The sequence below is a fragment of the Bacillus cereus group sp. MYBK108-1 genome (genome assembly GCF_051917185.1).
Classification (GTDB): domain Bacteria; phylum Bacillota; class Bacilli; order Bacillales; family Bacillaceae_G; genus Bacillus_A; species Bacillus_A cereus.
In genome coordinates, this window is the sequence record NZ_JBQAHZ010000013.1 from 32,123 (window position 1) to 56,262 (window position 24,140).

The window sequence follows — 24,140 nt, forward strand, 5'->3', positions numbered from 1 at the left end:
TATTAATTTATAATTTTGTTTCTCTATTTAACTCATCTACTAACGATTTTTGATTTATATATTTCAGTTCCACATGACTATTGATTTGAACAAGTTCAGGATTTCCTAGGATGTAATCTTTTATTTGATGAAAAAATAAAGGTTTAGATTTTACATTCAGACTTTTATAAAGTTCATTGAACATATCTAAATCTGGTTGTTCATCTAATGTTAGCCTCCAAGTAGGGTAACGAAATGGAGGAGGGAGTTTTACTATATTGACTTGGAATAAATGGGGATTATTCACAAAATACAACGGAAGGTATTCTGCATAGGTTAAAGTTTTTTGGGTTTGTAGCAATCGTTCGATTGCCTCTAATGTAAAAATATCACCTGCTGTTCCAACAGGTAACGTACTTAACTCTGCCTGTGTATAATCTGCACCGCTTTTCAAATGTTCATCTAGTAAAAAAGTATTGATTTCTGGTGACACAACTGGGCAATCTCCTGTAATCCGCATTACAATATTTGCATTTTCTTGTTTGGCAGCTTGGAATATGCGATCAGCAGTATTTTCTGGATCACCTCTGAAAATTTTAACCTTCCCGTCTAAATCAAATTTTCCCAAAGGATCATCTTGTGCTATATCTGAAGTAGCAAGTATGACCTGATGTTTTCCTGGAATAGCTAATGTATTTATAAGACATCTTTCAATGGAAGGAATTCCGTGTATTGGTAATAATGCCTTTAAAGGTAACCTAGTAGATTTTAACCGGCAAAGTACAATTATTACTACTTTTGGAGGTTCAATAACCTCTTTTGATAATGGGGTACCTGCAGACAAATTATATAAAGCTATCTGAGGTAATAATTCCTCTGCTTCAAGCTGGTTCAGTGCATTTTCAACAACATCTAGTTCCATAGCTATTTTATTAGCTGTAATAATCTCTCCTTTTTTAATATCAATTTTTGTAACAGCTCTTAATAATTTTTGATTTTGCAATCTTAATAACACCCCTTTCATTTAATGTTTAGCAACTCTATAAAACGAAAGAACTTTTCTCACCGCTTTTATTACATCCCATACATCAGCTTCTGTCATTTTCGGAAATAGAGGCAGTGTAATAATTTCCTCATATACATTTTCTGCTTGTGGACAAATACCTTTTTCATAACCTAATTTTTGATAAAACGGTTGTAAATGTACGGGTATATAGTGCACATTCACACCGATATTTTCTCTTTGTAATGCCTCGTAAATTTCTTTTCGATTGCCCTTTAATAATTTAGTATTTAAACGAATAATATAAAGGTGCCAACTTGATTCGGTCTGAGGCGATTGCTTTGGTATGATGATTTCAGATAGACAACTAAATTCTTTATTATAGATGTCTACATATTTCTTTCTAATCTTAATAAAAGAGTCTAATTTATTTAACTGTGATAAGCCAAGAGCAGCTTGTATATCCGTTAATCTGTAGTTGTAACCTAAGAATTGCATTTCATAATACCAAGGCCCATGATTTTCAAGAAGTTTTTGAGAATTCCTTTCAATTCCATGCGTACGGAATTGAACAAGTTTTTCATAAAACAGTGGATTATTTGTAGTAATTACTCCGCCCTCTCCGGTAGTAATATGTTTCACCGGATGGAAACTAAACATTGTCATATCACCAATAGAACCAATCTTTTTATTTTTATATGTGGCTCCTAATGCGTGGGCTGCATCTTCAATGATAATCAAATTATTTTCTTTTGCGATTTTCTTTATTGCCTCTAACTCTACAGGCTGCCCAGTAAAATGTACGGGAATGATAGCTTTTGTTTTGTTTGTAATCTTTTCCTCTATAGATTTAGGACTAATGTTATATGTTTCATTGTCAATATCTGCGAATACTGGCTTTCCACCCTGGTATAAAATACAATTTGCACTTGCTACAAATGTCATTGGAGTTGTAATTACCTCATCTCCCTCAGTTATGCCAGCTGCATAGCAAGCAGCATGCAGAGCAGCTGTACCATTTGAAAAAGAAACAGCGTATTTTGCTCCCACATATTTCGCTATAGCCTCCTCAAACTGTTGAATCGTTGGCCCTGTCGTTAAAAAATCCCCTTTTAATACATCTACAACCGCCTGAATGTCATGTTCATCAATTTGTTGTTGACCATATGGCAAATTTGTTTCTCTAACAGGCTTTCCTCCATGTATACCGAGAATTTCCCTTACCATTATTCTTTCTCCTTAGGGTTACTTTTTAAAGATTTAATCCACTCTTCTGTTTTAATAACTCCATCTTCTAAAGAAACTTTTGGTTTCCAACTCAATAATGTTTTTGCTTTTTCATAGTTACATAATAATTTTTGAATTTCACTTTGTGGATGGATATGAGTTACATGTTGAATACTTACTTTATTTCCTGAAATCAATTCTGCTAATTTATTAATGGATATATCTTGTCCTGTTCCTGCGTTAATAATATGACCATTTGCTTTTGAAGAGTATCCTGCCGCCACCACAAAATCCGCACAATCTTCAACATATAAAAGATCTCTCGTTTGTTTTCCATCTCCATAAATATTTAGTGGTACATTATCTAATTTATTATTTATAAAAATAGCAACAACCCCACCTTCACCACCAGTTTTCTGGAATGGGCCATACGTATTAAATGGACGAATAACCACAACTGGCAGCTTGTAAGCATAATAGTAAGATAAAACCATGTTTTCAGCAGCAATTTTTGATCCAGCATATGGAGAAGCTGGTTTAATCGGGTCTAATTCTGATATTCCTTGTATATTAGTAGCTTTATCGTATACCATACACGTACTCATAAAGACCATTTTGACATTATGCTTATGACATTGTTCTAACAAATTAAAAGTACCTACTGTATCATTTTCAAAAGTTGTTCTAGCATCGTCTATACTATCTTGAACATTAATACTCGCTGCTAAATGATAACAAAGGTCAAATGAATTATTTTCAAATAATTGAGCAACTAATTTTTTATCTTTAATATCTCCTTGAATGCATTGTTTTAAATTTAGATCGTGTGCAAACTCGGTAATATTTGCAGTAGTTGAATTTGCTAAGTTGTCTAATATCCATACTTCATGCTTATCCTGCAATAATCTCTTTACAACCCACCTACCAATAAAACCTGCACCACCAGTTACTAATATTTTCATAGTTTCTCCCCTCCTGTTAATAGTTTCTGGTTTAATATTAAATTTCTAAGCTCTTCTTTTGAAATCGCATTTTGATTATCAGAACGGTAAAACCCTGCCTTCGCCCTTTTTGCATTTTCATATTGAGCACCCTTTTTTAATGGGCTAGGAATAATAAACATATCTGGTAATTCAAAAGCCTGTAAAGATTCATCATGTGTCATAAGTTCTTCATACATTTTTTCACCAGGTTTTAACCCAATTTCTTCAATTTTAATATTCTCCTTGGGCAATCCATATAACTTTGTAACTTCTTCTATCATCACTTCACTTAAATCGTTTAATGAAATAACTGGCATTTTTAATATAAAAGTTTCACCACCCTTTGCTATTTTCATTGCTTCAATTGTTAACATAGTTGCTTGGGGCAGTGTCATCATAAATCTACTCATACTAAGATCCGTTACAGTTATTTTTTGGTTTTCTTTAATTTGTTTTTCAAATAAGGGAATAACAGAACCTCTTGACCCCATAACATTTCCAAAACGAACACTTGCGAATATCGTTTCACTTGAACCTTTTGAATATTCCGCTGACGTAATCAATCTTTCAGCAGTCAATTTTGTTGCACCGTAATTATTTGTTGGTGAAATCGCTTTATCAGAACTTGTAAAAACTACCTTTTTTACTTTCTGAGCAATTGCCGCTTTTATTACATTTTGTGTTCCAAAAATATTGGTCAAAACAGCTTCAAACGGATTATATTCACAAAAAGAAACATGCTTCATCGCTGCCACATGGAACACATAATCAATATTTTCCATCGCACTAAATAATCGATCATAATTGCGAATATCCCCGATTAAATAGCGAATATTTCGATTTTTTCCCCTGAATTCTTCTTGTAATAAAAATTGATTATATTCACTTCTACTAAAAACCCTTACAACTTTTGGCTTTTCTTCTAGAATATTAGAAAGAATGCTCTTTCCAATTGTTCCTGTTCCACCAATAATTAAAATGTTTTTATCTTTAAAAAACATATAAATGCATACCTCCTCTGATTGAAATAATTTTTAGTCAAGAAAACTCCCTTCTCAATTTGTATGTAGTGCTATTGCACCAACAAATAGGTGGGAGAAAAATTAGCTTTTTGAATAGCAAAACATACGATGCTGTTTTAAATTTTTGGTACAGGTTGCTCATTGAAAACGAAAATATAAGGTTGTTTAAGGAGTTATCTTTGGTTGAAATAAAGATATTTTTTCAAACTCTAACTACAACTGCGTTTCTTCTATTAGCTCAATGGACAGTTGTTTATAAAAATTATTTACTTTCATATTATTTTTTACATCATCGTCTAAATATTGATAAAAATTACTCAGTAATGGCAAACGGATATTATAATGGTTTAGCTCAGAAAAAACATTTATATATTCCGGATTTATCGCCTAGTAATTTCCAAATAGATACCACTCAACATTTCATCCTCTTTTTCTTCTTAAGTCTTCTCTTAATTCTTTACATGTTCTTTGTAGTGGTAATAATTGTACAAATTCATTTTTTTCTTCTGCAAATAACTGCGCATGTATTGAATGTGAAGTAATATAATTGATATCTAAAATTTCATCTAAAGGATGAAAATCCCAATAATGATTTAATCTCCAAAAAAAGCGTGCATCTCCTATACGATAAAATTGAGGATCTTCATCCCAGTAAGAATTCCACCTTTTTTCAAGAATCGGTAAAACAGAGGCTCTATGCATAATAGAACAATGATCAATTGTACATGGAGCATTATTAGTAATTTTTTTGGCAGCTCTTTCAACAGTTTTAATAGGCAAATCTGATTCATCTAGATGAATCGTTTTTGATGCAGAATAAATAATTTGAACATCTTTATTCTCATCAAGATAACTAGACATCTTTTTGAGTCGTTCTTTTTCATATTGATTATCATCAGTAATATAAGTAATATACTCCCCCTTCGCATGCTTAAGAGCCTCATTAATTAGAGCGGCATATCTGACTTTTTTTGTCCGTTCAGAAATATGGGCCACATTACTTTTATAAAAATGTATATTTTCCTTATTTATAAATGGTTGAATTACCTTCTGGGTCATTTCATTAGAATTATCATCCATGATAAAAAGCTCAAAATCTTGAAAAGTTTGGTTTAATACACTTAATATCGATTTTTCAACAAACGTAGGCTTATTGTAACTTGTCATTATAACTGAAATTTTAGGCAAATATTCCTCTCCTCCTTATAACCAAATACAAAAACAGTTACGTTATTATATAAACAGAAAGGACAATCCGTTCCGATAATTTTTAAAAAAATTTATATATATATTAAAGTCTATAGCAGCGTTTATATTTATCTATATATCTCTTTTTACTCCACTATAGTCCATACCATATCTATGAAAAGGTAATAAACTATCCATGTACAAAAAAGAATGTATCAATAAAGGTTTATTATTATCTATTAGACTTCGCTAGAAAAAACATTCAATATTCTCAGAAGAGGTGACGATTTTGCAACCCCTAATTTCAATTATCCTTACTAGCTATAATAAGCCATCATTAATTAATCAAGTTATTGAAAGTGTCCTAATGCAAACTTATAAAGAATGGGAACTTTTTATTATGGATGATAACTCTTGTCCAGAAACTATAAATATTATAAAAAATTATTTAGATGACCCTCGAATTTATTATGAAAATAGTTTTATACAAGATAATGAGAGATATAAAACCACAAGATATGCAACTCTCATCAATAAGGCACTTCCATTAACACGTGGGGAGTATATTTGCTATTTAACGGACGATACTATGTACGTTCCAAACAGATTAGCTGAAATGATATCTTTCTTAGAAAAACAACCTGAAATAGATATAGTGTACTCTTCTCAATACGTAAAATATGTTGATTATAATCTACAAGCTATTCATGAATATGTAAGAGAAGCTTCAAAAATTTTATATACAGCTGCAAATGTTGTGGATCACTGTTCAGTTATGCATACTAGAAGAATATTATTAAAGGTTTATGAAAAATACTGTGAATATTGGGATACAAATCCTTTATATTGGTTTGTTGGAGATGCGATGTTTTGGAAACGCCTAAATACATTCCAGCCTTTTTATCCCATTAACAAAGTGCTCGATATTACTTTTAAAACACCATTTTCCTTCCAAAATTTATATGCTAACCTCCCTTCCAAAGATTTAAATGGTATTTTGTTTAGCAATTCACAAGGTGAAGTATTTTTAATTGATAACTATAAACGTAGGCTTATATCGAAAGAAATGCTTTCCTACTTCAAATATAATCAAAATGAAATTGTCTCAATCCCTGATCCCTTTATCTACAAATATACTGAAGGTCCTCCCATAACCCTTACTGAATCAATCCCAAATCTACGGGTTGTGCAAAACGAAAAAGAAGAATTATTTTATATAGAAAATAATCAAAAACGTCCATTCATTAACACCATAGCATTTCGGAAATTAAAATTTTCAAATCAAGAAATTATTAAAGTTTCACAAAGTAGTTTAGATAAATTTTCAGATGGACCACCTATTTATCCGAATTTATCTCATTACACGATTCTACCCGAAGGAAAAGTATTTATCTATCATCACAATTATTTCATAATGACAAATTACATGCTTCATCCAATAGATAAAGACATATTGCAAAAACTATATTTATTAAAGAACTGTATACCGATTTCAAAAACTAGTTTATCCTTCTTTAAGATTGGTCCTCCTATTTCATCATACCCCTCTCACTTAGCTAAAGAATACCAAGAAGAATGATATAAGAGGATAGTACCAATAAGAGATATTGCTTCAAAAAATAAACATGATACAAATTGTATTTTTTCATTTTCCATTAAAATTTTGGTACTATTTTGGAAATAACCTTCTTAAAATACCTAAATCATATTAAAAAAGGTTTTCAATGAGTTGCACTAACTCAAAAATAAAAGTCAGTCTCAATAAAGAGAAATGACTTCTATCTATATCAAATACTTCCTTAAAATTAGGGGATTTTAAGGAAGTATTTGTAACGATAAATTTATCAATATAATATAACATTATTAACGAAGGCTCTTTTCACTTCTAGATTGTCAAATTCTCACTATAACTAAAAAATCTTCTCATCTTATATAAAATGAGAAGATTTTTTCAGTGGAAAGGTTTCTTGTTACATCCTTGACTTTCTAGCGATGTTTTACCACGATGTCCAGCCACCATCAATGCAAATATTTTGCCCCGTTACATAGCTTGAAGCATTAGATGCAAGAAAAACAATCAACCCTTGTAATTCCTGGGGATTTCCAATACGACCTAGCGCTGTTTTTTTCTTTAAATTTCGAATAAATTCTTTATTTTTCTGAACTTCTGTATTAGGAAATGGACCTGGAGAGATAGAATTAGCTCTAATTCCTTTTAAACCATAGTGACACGCAAGATACCGAGTAAACTGTATGATAGCAGCTTTTCCTGCTCCATAATTCGGAGGATTATTAAAGCCTGAATCGCCATAAATAGAAGGGTCTGGGGAAACAACACCATACATTGAAGAGATATTAATAATATTTCCTTTATTCTTCGGTAGCATATATTGTAATGCCTTTTTAGTAACCCGAAACACATTATTTATAGAACCATCAATTCCTGTTTCCCACTCCGATTCTGTCATTTCTTCAATAGTCTTTCCTGCTCCAAAGTAAGCATTATTAATAAGAATGTCTATCTTATTATCTGAATTATAAATCTCCTCAAATGTATGGTTTATTGATTTACTATCTGAAACATCTAGAGCATATCCCTGACATTTCACATTATATTTTTGATTTAACTGATCAGCTAAATTCATACATTTTTCTTTGCTTCTACTAACTATCATAACGTTTGCACCATACTTAGCCAGCCCTTCAGAAATTGCAGAACCAAGATAACCAGATCCACCAGTAACAATTGCATTCTGGCCTTTTAAACTAAATAATTCATGTTGATTCATTATTCACCCTCCATAAGTTCGGATTAATAATTATCTCAGGTATATCCTTAAATAATTTCTTTGCAGTATTAAGAACTTTCTCTTCTAATAAAGGTGAATTACAGATTTGAATATTTTCTTTTAATTGTTCTACTGTTTCACATCCAATAATAATCTTATCAACTTCTTTCAATTCTCGAACAAATAATAAAGCCAATTGCGCTCTACTTAAATTGAATTCCCGAGCTAAAAACTCAAATTCTTTTATTGGTTTTTTAGCGATTTGTAAATAATCGGGAATTTTTTCCGTATCCATTAATAGCAACCCTTGAAGATATGGGCTTCTAGCATGTATTTCTATTCCTTTTGTTTTCAGCTTTTGTAGTAGGCCTGAACAAATTAGACGTTGATCAAATATATTTAAAGGAACTTGAATCATATCAAAACAATCAAATTCCAAAAACCGCTTAACTTCATCAGGTGTATAAACGGATACACCAATCTTTTTGATTACTCCCCCTAATTTCAATGTATTTAATTTTTGAATGATATATCCATTATGTGAAACCATATTTTTAGAATCATGTAACAGGCAACAGTCTATAATATTTGTTTTCAAATTCATCATAGATTGTTTAATATATTTATCAATTAAGCTATCTAAATGCTCAATACCAATATTTTCAGAATCAATCATAGGTATTTTAGTTACAACCTGAAAATTTTTTTCTGTTGTTTTGCTTGAGACATATTCACCTATAATAACTTCACTATTTCCATAAGAAGACGCTGTATCTAACACATCTATACCATTATTTATAGCATATTTGATGATATTTAAGGCCTCTTCCCTATCAGGTTTACCCATTATATTTCCTATTCCATAATGAAGACCCAGCTGAACAGTACCTAATGCTAATTTCATAGAGCACCTCCATAATAACCACTTAGGCTAGTTAGATATTTTAAACAGAATGACAATATATATTTACATTGAACTGCCCCTACCTTCACTCCATTTAAAGGAGGAGCTCTTCTCCTTCACATGATAAAGATTTCTTATTTATTTTTAGTTATCAAGATTGCGTATAAAAATGTTGATGTAAAGAGAATAAAGCCTGAAATTTTTGGGCCGAATGTATATAGAATCTGTGGCATTTTCTATACGTACGATACGACAAAGAAAAAATGGATTTATCTTTTATATCCTTATGAAATCGAAAATCAAATTCGTTCCTATAGGCTCCTTCGTACAACACGGCAGACCTTACTGACCGCAAATAGCGGGATAAAGCAGGTAAATAGTATCCTGCCCAGTATATGAAAGTGACTGCTATTTGGTACAAATGATTTTGGATCTCGAATAATTAAAAGCTCACTTAAAGAATGCTACTGTGATGCGATTGCACACTCTAATACATTAATGGAAAACTACTACTTGATATTTCTCTGATGGAAATCAAAACAAATATTTCCCATTTTCCCAATAATAATTTTAAAAAATAATTATTTCACGTTCTAAATTCGTTTCTTGGTTCATACGTTATTAAAGTTGTTGAAAAATAAAAAAGCGAAAGATTTAAAATATGATCCAAATGGTCCAGATGTTGTTTAAGAGAGGTAGGTATATCTTCTCCTAAATAAAAAATCTTGCTAACAATTCCTTACAAATACACTTAAGAAATTACATTCTATACAACTGCTGCAATTTTGTAGTTACCTTGAGAAAGGACAGATTGCTGATGCAGAAATTTAATATTAATAGGAAGCTAATTGGTGATGATTCATCAGTTTTTGTAATTGCCGAGGCCGGAATTAATCATGCAGGTTCATTTATTGAGGCGAAAAAAATGGTCGATGTTGCCAACTCAAGTATGGCTGATGCAGTTACTTTTCAGCATATATCCTATAATGACATTGATTGTAGAAAATCTTCTAAGACCAAATTAGATTGGGATAAATGGAGATTATCAGACGAACAGATTATCGAATTGTTTGATACTGCACATAGATTGGGATTATCTACGACGGCTTGTGTAGTAGATTTTAAGTCTCTTGAGTTTATTGTCAAGTCAGGTGCTGACTTTCTTAAAATAGTTAGCGGGGATATTACATGCCATCCCTTTTTGGCTGAATGTGCAAAAACTGGTTTACCTATATTTCTTTCTACTGGAAGTGCATTGTTATCTGAAATAGAAGCTGCTTTAGAAGTGATTGAAAAATCAGGTGGAAAAAATGTCGTTGTATATCAAACTAATACTAAATATCCGACTCCACCTAATGAAGTTGATCTTAGAGTAATGGAGACACTAAAAAAATTTAATTATCCAGTAGGCTTCTGTGATCACACTGCAGGAACAGCTATCTCCTTAGCAGCAGTGACGTTAGGTGCTCACGTTATAGAAAAGCACTTCAGTTTAGACGCTACAATAAAAAGACCTGACTATGAAGTTTCTATTAATCCTCATGAACTAAATCAATTTGTAACTGATATACGTAATATTAAAAAAGCAATGGGTGTGCCGATAAAGCGCCGGCATACGGATGATGCAAATTTTATATTAACTCGTAGGTCCTTGGTAGCTTGTAGTGATATGACTAAAGGTACAAAAATCCAATGGAGTGATTTAACATATAAGCGCCCTGGAACAGGTACCCAACCTTCAGAAGCTAAGAATTTTATAGGTAGAACTTTAAAATATGATGTAAGTAAAGATGATCAATTATATGAAGATATGTTGGAGGAGATTTAATGAATAAAATTGAAAGACGTACCGCATTAGTGTTAGCTAGTTCTGATGGACTTGGCTTAGCAGTTGCTAAAAGATTATACTTTGATGGACATAATGTAATTATTACAAGTAGAAGTGAAAAATTAGAAAAAGCTAAAAAAGAAATTTGTGATATTGGTAGTAAAGGAGAAGTTCTAGCAATCCCATCCGACGTAACTAGCATCGAGGATTTAAATAAACTTATTATACAAGGAAAAAAGCAACTGGGGAATATTGATATTTTATTTACAAATGTGGCTGGTCCTAAAGCTGGAACGATAGAGGATTTAACTATTGAAGATTTCTGTAAAGCACACAATGATCTGTTATTGCCCGTCATTTATTTAACTAAACAATTAATTCCTGATATGTCCTCTCGTAAATGGGGAAGAATTATTATAAATTCTTCCCTTACTGCAAAAGAGCCTTCAAAAATGCTTACCTTATCAAATATATATAGGGCTGGACTAGCTTCTCTTTCGAAAACTCTTTCTCATCAATACGCTAGTTATGGAGTTACAGTTAATACCGTTGGACCTGGTTCTTTTAAAACTGCTCGCGCATTAGAATTATTAAATGAAATGTCTAAAACACAAAAACGTAATGTTGCAGATATCGAATTAGAAATCACGCAAAATTTACCGATGAAGAGATATAATGAACCAATAGAATTTGGTAATGTTGTAGCTTTTTTAGCTAGTGATGCTGCAAGTGCTATTACAGGTACTTTTATTCCAATTGATGGTGGAATTTCTCATGGGATATTCTAAATAAATAGATATTTTACTATTATCTCAAAGTATTAAATGCTCAAATTGAGGGTTTTCTATATTGTGATCCCTTCTATAAACAGTCCGTTAGAACGTTAAGTGGCAGGTGGTTCACCACATATTAATACACTTTCAACTCCAAAACTAAAAGAAGAATGAACTGTATTGCCATTCTTATCAGAAAAAAATTAGGAAATACACTGATTTCATAATACCAAACTTCTCCCACACATCTTGGCTCATAAGAAATTTCATATTGTAGTGAAAATTCTATCCAGACGAAGCTCTAGAATGGAATATTGATTCTGTTGCAAAATTAGCTAAAATATAAAAAACTGTGGTTTAAAAAACAAATTTTATATAGATAGCAATAATTTCTATAATTCATTGTACATCGAAAAAACGGAGTTTGGTTGATGACTCCGTTTTTTATATAGGGCATGAAGAGTTTCAATTCCTTTTATTATGATTGAGGCTTGAAGAGAATTTTGAAATCTTGAGGATCTAGCAAAACGACGTTTTACGTGTCTATGATCTTATTCCATACGATTATTTAGATGTTTAGCTGTAGAATTCATTGCATTTTATAAAGTTTTTTTACTTTTACATACCTCGAGATAAATCTTGTAATTTTTGAGTAACTGTAGTTTGAGGGTAATTTTTCTGTATGAAATAATCTCTTAATTGTTTAGCAGTTACAGAATATGAAGAATCATATAAAACTTTTTCGATTGTCTGTATCATGTTTTCAATAGAATGAGTCACAAGCCAGCTTAATTCATCGTAATATTTATAATCTCTCTCCTCTGACTTAGATTTATAAACAACTACCGGTGTATCCAATAACATAGCCTCTAATCCTACTGTTGAATTAGAAATAACTACAAGATCTGAATTAGAAATGACATCATAAATACTTACTTCAGTTGTAATATACTTGACATTAGGGTATACCTTACTTAAATGAATATATTCGCTCACTAAATTACGACCTTTTTCCCAAGGGTGAGGCTTTATAATAACTGTAATATTTTTGTCTTTCATCAATTGTTTTGTTAGTTCAACATAAACTTGGGTTTTAAATGGTTGCGTTGCTATAAAGATTATTTTCTTAGAGGTATCTATATTTAGTTTCTTACAAAGTACTTTTTTTTCTAAATGCTTCTTTTCAAAGATATCATCATATCTTGGGTGTCCCAATATCTCGATTTGAGAATCCGCTCCACCTCTTCGAAAATACCACTCTCGTTCATACTCTCCATATACAATCTGTTTCGTAGCGAAAATTGGAAAAAACGCTTCTTCTCCCATTATGGCCCCATGCTGAAGACAATAACTTGGAATCCCCTTACTTTTAGAGATAAGAGTAAGTACTCGGTTCGTTATATCTTCTGTTGTACCAACAATCACACTCGAGATATCATGTTCTTCGAAAATAAAATATACCATATTAATTTTTTCAATCATAATAGGAAGATCATTGAGTAGTTTTGTTTGAAAAAATTTATTAGAAAATAACGGATGTTCTTTACATGTTGAAAAAATTTTTTGAGCTTTTTCAATGAAAATATGAGAACTATCAGGAACTTTATTTGTATAATCCAATGTGCAAATCGTAGGGAGACCATAAAGCTCGCTTTTTTTCGCTCTTGTTAATATTTTTGTATACTTAGGGTTAAAATGCGAAAAATTACCTGCTGAAAAACGAAGATAATCAGTATTAAGCAATACGACTCCATCTGGTCCTCTTTTCTTTGTCGTTTGCTCAAGCAGAGGCAACCATTTTTCAAATTCTGAATGCAATTGTTTTTCTTCTATTGGTGCAACAGACAAATATTTATAAAAATCCTTACTTTTCATCTTGCTTTTAACATCTTCTTCTAAATATTGATAAAAATTACTTAATAAAGGTAAAGAAATGTTATGATGTACTAATTCAGAAAACACCTTTATATACTCTAAATTTAATAACCAATAATTTTTCAAATAGACTTCACTCAAGGTCTCACCCTCTTTTTCTTCTTAAGTCTTCTCTTAATTCCTTACATGTTCTTTATGGTTTAATAATTGTATAAATTCATTTTTTTCTTCCGCGAATAACTAAAAATATATTGAATTTAAATTAATATATTTTTTATCTAAAATCTTATCTATCGGATAAAAACCTAAAAAATGATTCAATCTCAAAAAAATAGCATACCTCATGCAATAAAGTTCGGTTTCTTATCCGAGTAAGAACCCTATTTTTTGAACGATTGGCAAAATAGAAGCCCAATACATGTCGAACAATGATCCATTATATATGGATCATTGTTTGTAATCTTTTGTGCAGGTCTTTTTACAGCTTTAATTGGCTGAGATGCTTCGTTAATTAAAACTGCGAAACATTGACAATTCTAATTTAATACGCTCCGTATCGATTTCTCTACAAACAATGGCTTGTAATAACTAGTCATAATAACTATAATTTTAGGCAGCTATTATCCCACTCCTTATCAATAAATAAAGTTCAGTTATATTATTATATAAACAAAAAGAACGAACTGTTCCGGTAATTATGATTTTCTTTTTGTATACACTAAAAGATAAAGGCGATATCTTGTTGGTCCATGAATTTTTATTATTTTCCGTAAAAATCTATTCCATAAGTAACTTCAATCACAATATCACTTGCTAACTAGAAAATCTTCTGATGTGAAAAGTAAACCCGGAACATCTAATCACTTTCTAGACTTACTCCCCCTCACTCCTAAGCGATCACACCCCTCATTAGTGACACATATGCAATTTCCGTTTCTGCCATAGCGCTGTGTCAACTTTCATGCTTTGACTTCTTCGAATTCAATAACGCTATATCAGCATTAACCTATCGAGATTAATTTTATATTTACCTCAACGTGTTTTACTATTATTGGATCAAATATTATCCCGATTAAAATAACCACGATATGTACAAGCATTAGGAAATAGGAAGCATAATATAGAGCATTGCCACCTATTGGTCTGTCATATCAACAAGTAAACGCCTTTTAAACATAATTATTTCATAAAAAGGCATAAGTTCTGTAATTATTTTTCTTAATACGGTATGTAATCAACTTTATATACCACATGAAATAACACATAATTTTTGATAAAGGAAGTGAAGTACATGTTACCTTGCCAAGGTACGTGCAATCAATATGTAGATTTTGAGGTTTTAATTACAGCTCCTGAAGGATATATAATTAATGATACGAATTATACCGGTGCTGTCACATGGAATACAAACCGATTAAAATGTGCATTTGAACCATGTACGCTGCAAGCACCGAACCCTTGCCTTCTTCAAACTGATTTACCAGATGGTTCCTATCCAGTACACAGTGTTCGCATATATGGAGTACTTACAATGCTTGTTAGTATTTCCCCTGTTCAAAATCAATATGGACAAGGAGATGCAGCTTTTTCTAAATGGCATAAATTCTCTATCAATCAGATTGTTTATTATACAATTGATTCGAATTGCTGCTTTGATTTTAGTAGCTTTAAACTTAAGAGTTTAACAGTTACGCCACAAGATAAAAATACATTTATCTTAAATGGCACCCTCTCTGTTTTACCAGTGCCACCAAATCCTCCTATTTATGCTTTTACAGCAAATAGAGATGATAATACTCTTTCAGTAATTAATACAGCAACAAAGACTGTCCAGCATGTAATCAATCTTCCATATCAGCCAATTAAAGTTGCTGTTAGTCCAAACAAAACATACACTTTAGTTTTGCACTCAAATGATAATAGTGTTTCTACAATTAATAATGAAACACTTACCATTATCTCTACTTTCTCGATAAACGACCCAATTGATATTGGATTTTCTCCGGATAACCAGTTTGCGTATATACTAAATTTTTTAACTGGTTCAATGGGCATTACTGTTATTAACCTCTTAACTCAAACCATCTCTAATACTATCTCGCTTGGAGGATATGGATTTTCAAGTATAGCAATTGATCCGAATGGACAATACGCCTACATCGTAAATTATACGACTTGGAGTATTGTAAAGGTTGATCTAAACACAGGAGAAATTGTAGCAGAACGTCCTACTTCAAACGATTATCCAAATCTCATAGAAATCAGCTTGCTTGACGGATTCGCTTATGTTACAGAAGAGTTGGTGGCGTCTGGGACTACCCTTACAGTTATTGACTTGTCCACTTTCCAAGAGATTGGGGATATTCTTACTGGAGCATATTACTACTCGTTCCTTGCTCTTTCACCTAATCAACCTGTAGCATTGCTAGGAGAAGAAACTACAGATGAAATCAATATTATTGATACAGCACAACATCAATCCACAGGCACTATTTCCATAAATGGCCCAAAAAGCGCTGCGTTTACCCCTGATGGAAAATTCATCTATATTGCACAGCCAGAACAAAACACAGTTACTATTCTTAACTCCGTTGACTATACCGTAAATACAATAGTAACAGTTGGAGCATCACCTGTAAGTGTTGCAATATAAAGTTTAATCCTTATTAACATTCAAGAAATACTGAGGATTGCCCCCTCTACTTATATTAATTTCCTACTCTCCGATATTCCATTTATACAAATAACTAGTATCGTTCTCTCTATTTAATGACTAATCGTTTATTTTGATATGTAATAATTTATACACGGGCCCTTCTTAAATACTAAAAAACATATTATTTAATAACTCCTTAATATTTCCTATAGTTCTTTCCATTACAATTCTCTGTAATTTTATTTATCTATCCATTCCCTCCGTCGATCAAATCTCCCTCAAGGAATCCAATTTAAAATTCATTTTACAAGTAAACACCCGTTCCATAAGTAGATTATTTAAGGGAAAGGAGTCAGACTTACTGGATTCCCTTTTCTTCTCATCCTTTTTTGAAGCTCTTTTAAGTCTAATTCTATTGTATTCCAGCTAAATAACATTCCCACAAACAAATAACATGTTATATAACTATATAAAAACTCTAGCAAATCATTAAAGGAATCTCCTTTCCCCTATCGAATTATTGTAGAGGAAAGGAGAGGAATACATGGAAATTCTAGGATTAGATCCTCGCGCATTAGCGACTTTAGGCGCACTTGAATACACCAATCGTCGCAATAAATTAATCGAAGACTCGGAGAATAACATATACGAGTGTAAAGAAATAAAAAAAATACTTCAATCACTCCCTAAAGAGAAGCAGATTGAGGTTCTGGAGAATCAAGCTCATTTTGAAGCTGTGGCAAAGATGATTGAACAAAACAATTTAATTCTTTTAGAACAGATGAAAGCTCTACAGCTAATTCAGAAATAACAAACTTATGATTAATTAATTCTACATACGCTTCCATAAATAATGTATCTTTATTTATACCATCAGCCTCTGTTTTTACAGGGGCTTTTATTATACGTTGATTCATATGCTGGATTTGAATAGTTTCTTTTACATGTATGAATAGATCTTCTAATAAACCTGGTGTCGATTCTAATTCCTGCTTTTCAATTTCCTCTGTGACAGCACTTATAAATTCCCATAGTACCTTTGCACCTAGTAGTTCTGCTAAGCGCTTTTCACGCATTTCAAATGTTTTCATGTTCATGCAAACACACTCCTATAATTTATATATAATGATAAAAACATTATTTTTATGTAAAATTGCCTAAAACACTTTCTAAACTTACATTTCTAAAAAATCACTACATCATCTTAAAGATATATTATTATTCAACACACTTCGTGTTGTTCTGAATCAAAAAAAATTGTTTGAACTGTAACACCATAAAAATTCGATAATTTTATTTTTATATTATCTCGTGGGATTCTCTGTCCATTTTCATACATCTGCAATGTACTAATACTGATTCCGACTGCTTTTGCCACCTCTTCTCTAGATCTCCCATTTCTTAAATTAATTAGATTTTCAGCTACTCTTTCATAATTCATACATTCTCACCCCTAAAACCACATTTCGTGTTGTTAATTAAAATATAAACCACACAAATTGTGTTGTCAATAGATTTCAATTATCAATTTTTAAAAGTTTTAATATATTAACACATATTGTGTTAATATATTATCAGGTGATAGAATGAAAACGTTTGGAAATATAATTCGTGATTTAAGAAAACAAAAAGGAATTACGCAAAAAGAACTGGCTAAATCCCTTCAACTTAGTGAAAGTACAATTGGTATGTATGAACGTAATGAACGTCAACCTGATTACAATACCTTGATACGTATAGCAGATTACTTTAAAGTATCTACTGATTTTCTTCTAGGGAGAGATTTTGATGTTGAAAGGAATAGAAATGATTCAGAACTAGATCAATGGTTAAATGATATAAAACTTGCTCCATCCCAAAAGCGTGAAGAATTAAAACGTTTTTGGAATTTTATAATGCAGGAAGAAAAGTAATAAATTAACCCCCCACCTTTACAGTGTGGAAGTCTTGAGTTCGAACCCTTTCCGGGCCCATATATTACGGTAAAATGGCGTTCTATTCAAAGTTAGAGCGCTTATTTTTGTCCGATAATTTATTCATTGATTTAGCTGAAATATTTGCGTTACGCCGCTAAACTTTATGAAATGGAAGCCTCCTATTTCATACATTCAACGTAAATCATAGATTTCATAATACTGGAGTTTAGTCTGTCTTTAGACATGAGAGTGTTAACTAGTGAGTATTAATACACATGAGCATTTAGTGCGTAATATCTACTAGAAAAGAACGCCTTACACCGTTTCGCAAAACTATCTCTTCCATAAAATCTGATTTTTTTCAAAGTATAATTGATAAAAACTACTTTTATTTGCATGTATACGACTCTTTTTTATTTATAAATACGAAGGAGCATTGTAAAGATTGCTTATCCATCTCAGTTATTTCTCTAATTCCTATAAATAAACAAAAAGGGAAAAATAATTGATAACAGATTAAAATGTAAAGTAATAATAAAATTATTTAATTTCATTATAAAAAATATAAGAGCCTTGCTACATTTTATTGTAGTAAGGCTCTTTAAAGTTGTTTAATTTCTATTCATTTAAATACATTTAAACTCAAAGTTCAATAATATAGTTGTTTACTAAAGCACCTGTTTGTTAAACAAGGGGCGCTTTAATTATAGAGCCGTTGACTTTTTAAACAAAGGTATGTAACCTCCACTAGGTCCATAAGCAACACCAATCTTTTCCCATCCATATTTTTCATAATATTCTTTAAGATCTGAAGTAAGATATAGAAATTTGTATCCTCTTTTTGCCGCTTCTAGAAGTCCATGATTCAACATTTTTTCTCCTAGAGAGTTGCCCCTAAATTTTTCATCTACAAACAAACATGCTAGCCAGGGGCTCAAATCCTGACGACTATTTAGATCATTACGAATTAATGCATAAATCCCGATAATCTTATCATCTACTTTTGCAACGTAAAAACTGGGTATGTCATTTGGATTATTTAAAGCATTAATCATACAATCTTCATAAAAAGCACGCCCTCCTTCTTCACCCCATTCTTTCCAAAAAACATCTATAGCCTTATTAAATAAGTGATCCTTCTTTAGTAATTGAATTATTTCCATAAAGCTATCATCCCCAGAGTATTATTTAATAATTGTGGAACAAAACAAAATTAATATTTTTTAATTATCTATATTTTATCTATGTAATCAGCAATAATTTCCTCACCCTAGAAATATATAGTTTTAAACATTTATTCTCTTAATTTATAAAAATTCCTTCTTAACCGAACCTGCCTCGTTAGTGACATAGGCAATGTTTTTCATTTTTAAACAACTTTATTATTTTTTAAATGACTTTATTGTCATTAAACATAAAACATGTGAGATAGCTTGAAATTTACATTTGTTTTATAGTTAAAATATTTATCCATTTTTAATGAACCACTTTTTCCAATCTCTAATGCTTTTTCAAAATTCATCTTAATCCATAATAAGTTGTTTAATATGGAATTGCTATCTTCTTCTATCTTCAGATAGTCTTCACCATGTTTAAGTATACGATCATCGTTTCGGTGATTCGTTGAAACTAAGATACACCCTGTCGCCATTGCATCAGCTGCAGCAGTAGTTGGAAACCCATCAATAGCAAAGTTATCTTTTGTACTACAACTGATAAATATATGAGATTGTTCATATAAGTGTTTTAGTTTTTCGAAATCTAATATACCCCAAAAAGTATAATTCTTGTTTGTTAATAGTTGTAAACTACCTTCCCAGTTTCCTACAATATGTAAATGAAATTGATCATCAAGTTTATTAAACGCTTGCGCTAATAATGGAAATCCTTTTCTTTCTGCATTGTGAGCCGCAAATATGATCTGTATTGGCTTAGAAATAACCTTTTGATTATAATGATAAAAATCTGTATTAATCACTCCTGGAACATAAATACTATTTGGGATAGTATTTAATACTTCATTTGCATTAGAGAATACTGTTTTACAATGTTTAGATACTATATTTAAAAATTCAACAGAAGTATAAGGATCTAATCCCCCTCCTGGATATACTGTAGTGTGAAGGTCAATATGATTTTCCTTTAAAAAAGTAGCTATATCAAGTTTGGGATTTGCTCCTGGCATTTGTGTCCCGTCAGGAAGATAACAAGTGCCTAATAAACTCAACACGAAATTTAAAAAAACACAATATATATCGGTAATTCCTTCTTCTTTCGCTATCTTATTGAATAATTGAAAATCATGTACTTTGGTTGGAAAATCATCTGTATATACCTCAGTAGCAAAGTAAAGAGTATCGGGTCGTTCTTTATAGATTTGGTAATTCTCCCAATAACGAAATCCACTTAACTTCCAAGGGAATTTGGTATCAATTACCGCAAGACGTCTTTGAGATTTATTCTTCATTTTTAACCACTCACTTCCATCTTCTCTCTTGCAACCGCAAATAAAATTGTTTCTTGAGCATTGATAGTATAGTGGCCTAAATAAAATTGATATCCCAAATTTAAATCGTTAATAAATTTCATTACATTAACAAAATCACTGATTTGATGATAAATCGCAATAGCAAGCGTAGGGCGAAATGTAGTTATAGAATGGATAGCGCCTTTTAATGCATTCATTTCAGCACCTTCAATATCCATTTTAATAAAATCCAATTTATGAAGTTTTTGTTCTATTACTAAATTATCTATGGTGATGGTACTAACTTTATCTGTAACACCTGATTCTTCAGAAATTGAAACAAAACTCGCAGCACCTTCATCTTTATAATATAACGAAGTATTTGAATCATTCCAAAGAGGGTGTTTAACAATTGTAATTTGCTTTTGGAGTATTTCATTTAAATTGATGTTTTTAGACATAATTTCTAAATTGCTTGGGATAAATTCAATTGTATAAACATGGCCCGTTTCTCCTACTTCATGAGCGAAATAAAGCGCAGTATCCCCAAAACATCCACCTGCGTCAATAACGATGTCTCCTTCTTTTACTTTTATTGCGGGTGAAATTTTATTATATTCATACTGCTTATCTAAAAAAGTCGCACTAATTCCCATCGGAACATAAAATAATTGCAACTTATACTTTAAGGGAGTTAACTCAAACAATTGTAGCGTCCAGTTATGATAATTAGTTTGAAGTGTTTCTGTAGAATGGATGAGGTTTTGAATAGATTTTCTCTGATTCCAATAATCAAAAGTATTTAAAGGCAACTTGACTTTATGATTTCCTAATAACCGAAATGCCAAGAGTTTGATTAATAACTCTTTGGAAAAGGGGTCGCTCAAATTGAAGTATAGTTCTTCAAGTCCTTGTAGGTACTTCATAATTTCTTCTTTTTCATTATGGATATTTACAACAATTGAATCAATGGTGGGACGAACATGCATAAGCTCAAATAACTCTATATCGATATTATAGTAATAATGGTTATTTAAGCAATTAAGAAGTTCCATTATAAGTGTATCTAAAAAAACAGAAGTAGACTGCATATTATCATTATTGTTAATCTGGATTGCACGTTCTGCTAAAAACAATAATTGATTTGCTTTGTTGGATAAATCAATATTGTTAGTCATTTTCATAACATAGGATAAATAATTTGCTGCTAAATATAGTCGACCACTAGAGTAGTAAATCTCACCTAACTTTAATAGTGTCTCAGGATCATTTATATTTGCAATCAAAAGTTTTTTTAACTCATCCTCCAGTAAATTTGTTTCATTTTCCATTTTTAAAGTTACCACCCTTCTTTTAACATAAATTACATTAGATTTTTTTCTAGATACACATATTTGTATGTATTGAATTTACTTCTTATGGCTGTTGTTATTTAAGACATTGCTATAAGGTATTATCTGCAACTAAAAAATAGAAGTTTAGATTATATATATCGCAACACTAGAAGGTGAAATTTAACTCTATACAAATCAAAATAAATTCAAGTAACAAACAATTTTTATAATTGTTTGTTACTTGAATGATATAAGGTGATTCAATCGAGAAATTCATAAAAAAACGCCCTCCTTTCCTATTTAGAAAGAATAACGTTTTTTACTTTGGGATATTGGAAACGTTTAAGGGGATAGCAATGTGTTACAACAACCCTCTTTACTACAAAAAGACAACTATAAGATAGCCCCATAAATAATACAGTAATCACCTTAATATCCCCTCATACATACATGTCTTTTTTATTTTTTGAGAAATGCTGCAACAAAATCTTTTAAAGACTCAAGAATTAATGTTTTTTAAAAATTCATTTTCTAATTGCACTATCTTTCTTTTACGAGCTTTTATTTTTCTTACGGGCACCCCGACATACACATACCAATCATCTAAACTTTCTTTTACCATACTCACCGCGCCAACTGCCGCTCCTTCTCCTATTACTACATTTGGAAAGATAATAGAATGCGCACCAACAATGGCATGCTTTTTTAAGATAACTTTTCCAGCTTTCACATTTTTATATTGATGTGGAACAGTCGGTCCCATTAATGTATTTCCGCTAAAATCATCAATTGCTGCATATACAATGGTTTTTGATGAAATATTTGCAAAATCATGCATTTCAATCCCCATTTCTCCTCCATATAACGCTGTATATGCCGCTATATGCGAATAACTTCCAATTGTAATTTTGCCACTTAAAATGCAAAAGTCATCGATTCTTACATTATTTCCAACAGATATAGCACCTGGATTATATATACTGGTTTTTTTACTTATTAATACATTTTCCCCGACAGCTAGAAAGCCAATTTCGCTCAACTCTTCTTGACTATAAAAACTATTCATCTGTGGACACCACCTTCTGCATTAAACACATTATAATTTGCTCCACGATTTCTTTCGTCATTCCTTCCCATAAAGGTAGACTAATTATTCGTTTTGCTATTTTATTTGTATTTGTTAAATCTGTAGACTTGTAGTTTTTAAAGAAATCTTGTTGGTGACAAGATGGTGAAAAATATGATCTAGCTTCTATCTTTTGCTTTTTCAACACTTCTATTACTTGCATATTGTTAATTTTTTCTGGACAGAGAATAGGCATAAATTGATGAATAACTGCTTCTGTCTTTTGAACTTGCCAACCTTTTTTCATTAATCCCGTACTTTGTAATAACTGTTTATACCATTCAGAGATACGATTTCGTTCTTGAATTTTTTGATTCCATGTATTTATCGTTGCAATCCCAATAGCGGCTGCATATTCAGTCATTTTACAGTTAAACCCCATCATCATACATTCACGATTATGATCAAATCCAAAATTCCCCATTCTTTTAATTTGATTTATCTCTTCCACATTATGGCTATATATCATACCACCTTCACCAATTCCAAAAGGCTTTGTTGCATGAAAACTATATACAATCATACCACTAAAATTCTGACCGTAATGTATATCCTCATGCATTAATCCAAACCCTGGTGCCGCATCTACAACAACCGGAACGCCCTTTTTCTCTAATTCTTCATAGTCTTTCAAGTCCATCCATGATCCGAATGTTGCATATGGAACAACAACTGCAACCTCTTCTTTTAATTCATCAATCTTATCCAAAAGTACCGTTTTATCCATACACCAATCATCTAATGAAATATCAATAAAATAAGGCTCCAAGCCACACCAAATAGCTGCCAATGGAGTAGCAGGGAATGTAAAACTAGGCATAAGAGCATACTTTCCTTTTTTTCTTTTCTTACATTGAATTGCCGCCATTAACCCTAGCGTTGCGTTTGCTACTGTTGTAACTGCTCCCCTGTTCTGAAAAAATTCCGACATAATTGTTTCTTCAAAACGTTGATTTATAGGTCCATAATTTGTGTATATGTGGGATATATCAATTTGCTCTAATTCATCTAAGTACTCGTTTGCAGGTACAATTGACGCACGTAAAAAAGGAATATTCTCCATATGCATC

The 24,140-nt window shown here is 31.5% G+C and carries 20 protein-coding genes and 2 pseudogenes; 5 read left to right on the forward strand and 17 right to left on the reverse strand.

What is annotated here, in order from left to right:
• Positions 1-7: 7 nt before the first annotated feature.
• The 6 genes and pseudogenes from ACTFSL_RS18055 to ACTFSL_RS18080 all read right to left on the reverse strand — a co-directional run bounded on the left by ACTFSL_RS18055 (position 8) and on the right by ACTFSL_RS18080 (position 5,402).
• Positions 8-1,003, reverse strand: a complete 996-nt coding sequence (locus ACTFSL_RS18055) for a cytidylyltransferase domain-containing protein (RefSeq protein WP_088338145.1) — start codon at positions 1,001-1,003, stop codon at positions 8-10.
• On the reverse strand, positions 1,004-2,209 hold the full coding sequence (gene pseC, locus ACTFSL_RS18060) for a UDP-4-amino-4,6-dideoxy-N-acetyl-beta-L-altrosamine transaminase (RefSeq protein ID WP_088338144.1): 1,206 nt from the start codon (positions 2,207-2,209) through the stop codon (positions 1,004-1,006).
• Positions 2,209-3,171, reverse strand: a complete 963-nt coding sequence (locus ACTFSL_RS18065) for a dTDP-glucose 4,6-dehydratase (RefSeq protein WP_088338143.1) — start codon at positions 3,169-3,171, stop codon at positions 2,209-2,211. The genes pseC and ACTFSL_RS18065 overlap by 1 nt, the downstream gene beginning before the upstream one ends.
• Positions 3,168-4,193: an SDR family NAD(P)-dependent oxidoreductase gene (locus ACTFSL_RS18070; RefSeq protein WP_088338142.1), complete on the reverse strand. Its 1,026-nt coding sequence runs from the start codon at positions 4,191-4,193 to the stop codon at positions 3,168-3,170. Before ACTFSL_RS18070 ends, ACTFSL_RS18065 begins: the two co-directional genes overlap by 4 nt.
• A gap of 237 nt (positions 4,194-4,430) precedes the next feature.
• Positions 4,431-4,598: pseudogene (locus ACTFSL_RS18075) on the reverse strand (CDP-glycerol glycerophosphotransferase family protein); the annotation flags it as partial.
• A gap of 36 nt (positions 4,599-4,634) precedes the next feature.
• Positions 4,635-5,402: a glycosyltransferase family 2 protein gene (locus ACTFSL_RS18080; RefSeq protein ID WP_088338141.1), complete on the reverse strand. Its 768-nt coding sequence runs from the start codon at positions 5,400-5,402 to the stop codon at positions 4,635-4,637.
• Between the two features lie 289 nt (positions 5,403-5,691).
• Here ACTFSL_RS18080 and ACTFSL_RS18085 point away from each other — a divergent pair, with 289 nt between their 5' ends.
• Complete coding sequence (locus ACTFSL_RS18085) at positions 5,692-6,981, forward strand: glycosyltransferase family 2 protein (RefSeq protein WP_088338140.1); 1,290 nt, start codon at positions 5,692-5,694, stop codon at positions 6,979-6,981.
• A 418-nt stretch (positions 6,982-7,399) separates the two neighbouring features.
• Here ACTFSL_RS18085 and ACTFSL_RS18090 read toward each other — a convergent pair whose 3' ends face one another.
• Complete coding sequence (locus ACTFSL_RS18090) at positions 7,400-8,191, reverse strand: SDR family oxidoreductase (RefSeq protein ID WP_001071530.1); 792 nt, start codon at positions 8,189-8,191, stop codon at positions 7,400-7,402.
• The gene (locus ACTFSL_RS18095; RefSeq protein ID WP_088338139.1) at positions 8,178-9,095 is read right to left on the reverse strand and encodes an aldo/keto reductase; all 918 of its coding nucleotides are present in this window, start codon (positions 9,093-9,095) and stop codon (positions 8,178-8,180) included. The genes ACTFSL_RS18090 and ACTFSL_RS18095 overlap by 14 nt, the downstream gene beginning before the upstream one ends.
• Positions 9,096-9,912: 817 nt before the next feature.
• Here ACTFSL_RS18095 and ACTFSL_RS18100 point away from each other — a divergent pair.
• Both ACTFSL_RS18100 and ACTFSL_RS18105 read left to right on the forward strand, forming a co-directional pair.
• Positions 9,913-10,923, forward strand: coding sequence for an N-acetylneuraminate synthase family protein (locus tag ACTFSL_RS18100; RefSeq protein WP_088338138.1), 1,011 nt, complete (start codon positions 9,913-9,915; stop codon positions 10,921-10,923).
• Positions 10,923-11,711: an SDR family oxidoreductase gene (locus tag ACTFSL_RS18105; protein WP_088338137.1), complete on the forward strand. Its 789-nt coding sequence runs from the start codon at positions 10,923-10,925 to the stop codon at positions 11,709-11,711. Before ACTFSL_RS18100 ends, ACTFSL_RS18105 begins: the two co-directional genes overlap by 1 nt.
• Before the next feature lie 377 nt (positions 11,712-12,088).
• On the opposite strand, the pseudogene ACTFSL_RS18110 reads toward ACTFSL_RS18105, so the two are convergent.
• Positions 12,089-12,280: pseudogene (locus ACTFSL_RS18110) on the reverse strand (DDE-type integrase/transposase/recombinase); the annotation flags it as partial.
• Positions 12,281-12,314: 34 nt separating this feature from the next.
• Entirely contained in the window at positions 12,315-13,712 is a 1,398-nt protein-coding gene (locus ACTFSL_RS18115; protein ID WP_088338136.1) for a CDP-glycerol glycerophosphotransferase family protein, read from the reverse strand.
• A gap of 1,150 nt (positions 13,713-14,862) precedes the next feature.
• Here ACTFSL_RS18115 and ACTFSL_RS18120 point away from each other — a divergent pair.
• Positions 14,863-16,224 carry a YncE family protein gene (locus ACTFSL_RS18120; RefSeq protein WP_088338135.1) on the forward strand — a complete coding sequence of 454 codons (1,362 nt, stop codon included), beginning with the start codon at positions 14,863-14,865 and terminating at the stop codon, positions 16,222-16,224.
• A gap of 689 nt (positions 16,225-16,913) precedes the next feature.
• Here the strand turns inward: ACTFSL_RS18120 and ACTFSL_RS18125 are convergent.
• Positions 16,914-17,324 carry a hypothetical protein gene (locus ACTFSL_RS18125; protein WP_088338134.1) on the reverse strand — a complete coding sequence of 137 codons (411 nt, stop codon included), beginning with the start codon at positions 17,322-17,324 and terminating at the stop codon, positions 16,914-16,916.
• A 125-nt stretch (positions 17,325-17,449) separates the two neighbouring features.
• Entirely contained in the window at positions 17,450-17,668 is a 219-nt protein-coding gene (locus tag ACTFSL_RS18130; protein WP_088338133.1) for a helix-turn-helix transcriptional regulator, read from the reverse strand.
• 145 nt (positions 17,669-17,813) lie between these two features.
• Between ACTFSL_RS18130 and ACTFSL_RS18135 the strand changes: the two genes are divergently transcribed.
• Positions 17,814-18,140 carry a helix-turn-helix domain-containing protein gene (locus ACTFSL_RS18135; RefSeq protein ID WP_088338132.1) on the forward strand — a complete coding sequence of 109 codons (327 nt, stop codon included), beginning with the start codon at positions 17,814-17,816 and terminating at the stop codon, positions 18,138-18,140.
• 707 nt (positions 18,141-18,847) lie between these two features.
• Here the strand turns inward: ACTFSL_RS18135 and ACTFSL_RS18140 are convergent.
• From ACTFSL_RS18140 to ACTFSL_RS18160, 5 genes are all read right to left on the reverse strand, one after another.
• On the reverse strand, positions 18,848-19,306 hold the full coding sequence (locus ACTFSL_RS18140; protein WP_000402858.1) for a GNAT family N-acetyltransferase: 459 nt from the start codon (positions 19,304-19,306) through the stop codon (positions 18,848-18,850).
• Positions 19,307-19,551: 245 nt separating this feature from the next.
• Complete coding sequence (locus ACTFSL_RS18145; protein WP_063539011.1) at positions 19,552-20,370, reverse strand: glycosyltransferase; 819 nt, start codon at positions 20,368-20,370, stop codon at positions 19,552-19,554.
• Between the two features lie 242 nt (positions 20,371-20,612).
• A complete protein-coding gene (locus ACTFSL_RS18150; RefSeq protein ID WP_142292801.1) occupies positions 20,613-21,941 on the reverse strand; it encodes an FkbM family methyltransferase in 1,329 nt (442 codons plus the stop codon).
• A gap of 502 nt (positions 21,942-22,443) precedes the next feature.
• The gene (locus tag ACTFSL_RS18155) at positions 22,444-23,010 is read right to left on the reverse strand and encodes an acyltransferase (RefSeq protein WP_063538967.1); all 567 of its coding nucleotides are present in this window, start codon (positions 23,008-23,010) and stop codon (positions 22,444-22,446) included.
• A complete protein-coding gene (locus tag ACTFSL_RS18160; RefSeq protein ID WP_420685872.1) occupies positions 23,003-24,133 on the reverse strand; it encodes an aminotransferase class I/II-fold pyridoxal phosphate-dependent enzyme in 1,131 nt (376 codons plus the stop codon). Before ACTFSL_RS18160 ends, ACTFSL_RS18155 begins: the two co-directional genes overlap by 8 nt.
• Positions 24,134-24,140: the final 7 nt, after the last annotated feature.

Coding starts and splice junctions, on each gene's coding strand:
- ACTFSL_RS18065 (WP_088338143.1), bottom strand. CDS start 3,171: ATGAAAATATTAGTAACTGGTGGTGCAGGTTTTATTGGTAGGTGGGTT.
- ACTFSL_RS18160 (WP_420685872.1), bottom strand. CDS start 24,133: ATGGAGAATATTCCTTTTTTACGTGCGTCAATTGTACCTGCAAACGAG.
- ACTFSL_RS18150 (WP_142292801.1), bottom strand. CDS start 21,941: ATGGAAAATGAAACAAATTTACTGGAGGATGAGTTAAAAAAACTTTTG.
- ACTFSL_RS18140 (WP_000402858.1), bottom strand. CDS start 19,306: ATGGAAATAATTCAATTACTAAAGAAGGATCACTTATTTAATAAGGCT.
- ACTFSL_RS18130 (WP_088338133.1), bottom strand. CDS start 17,668: ATGAATTATGAAAGAGTAGCTGAAAATCTAATTAATTTAAGAAATGGG.
- ACTFSL_RS18090 (WP_001071530.1), bottom strand. CDS start 8,191: ATGAATCAACATGAATTATTTAGTTTAAAAGGCCAGAATGCAATTGTT.
- ACTFSL_RS18135 (WP_088338132.1), top strand. CDS start 17,814: ATGAAAACGTTTGGAAATATAATTCGTGATTTAAGAAAACAAAAAGGA.
- ACTFSL_RS18095 (WP_088338139.1), bottom strand. CDS start 9,095: ATGAAATTAGCATTAGGTACTGTTCAGCTGGGTCTTCATTATGGAATA.
- ACTFSL_RS18070 (WP_088338142.1), bottom strand. CDS start 4,193: ATGTTTTTTAAAGATAAAAACATTTTAATTATTGGTGGAACAGGAACA.
- pseC (WP_088338144.1), bottom strand. CDS start 2,209: ATGGTAAGGGAAATTCTCGGTATACATGGAGGAAAGCCTGTTAGAGAA.
- ACTFSL_RS18120 (WP_088338135.1), top strand. CDS start 14,863: ATGTTACCTTGCCAAGGTACGTGCAATCAATATGTAGATTTTGAGGTT.
- ACTFSL_RS18155 (WP_063538967.1), bottom strand. CDS start 23,010: ATGAATAGTTTTTATAGTCAAGAAGAGTTGAGCGAAATTGGCTTTCTA.
- ACTFSL_RS18055 (WP_088338145.1), bottom strand. CDS start 1,003: ATGAAAGGGGTGTTATTAAGATTGCAAAATCAAAAATTATTAAGAGCT.
- ACTFSL_RS18105 (WP_088338137.1), top strand. CDS start 10,923: ATGAATAAAATTGAAAGACGTACCGCATTAGTGTTAGCTAGTTCTGAT.
- ACTFSL_RS18100 (WP_088338138.1), top strand. CDS start 9,913: ATGCAGAAATTTAATATTAATAGGAAGCTAATTGGTGATGATTCATCA.
- ACTFSL_RS18125 (WP_088338134.1), bottom strand. CDS start 17,324: ATGAACATGAAAACATTTGAAATGCGTGAAAAGCGCTTAGCAGAACTA.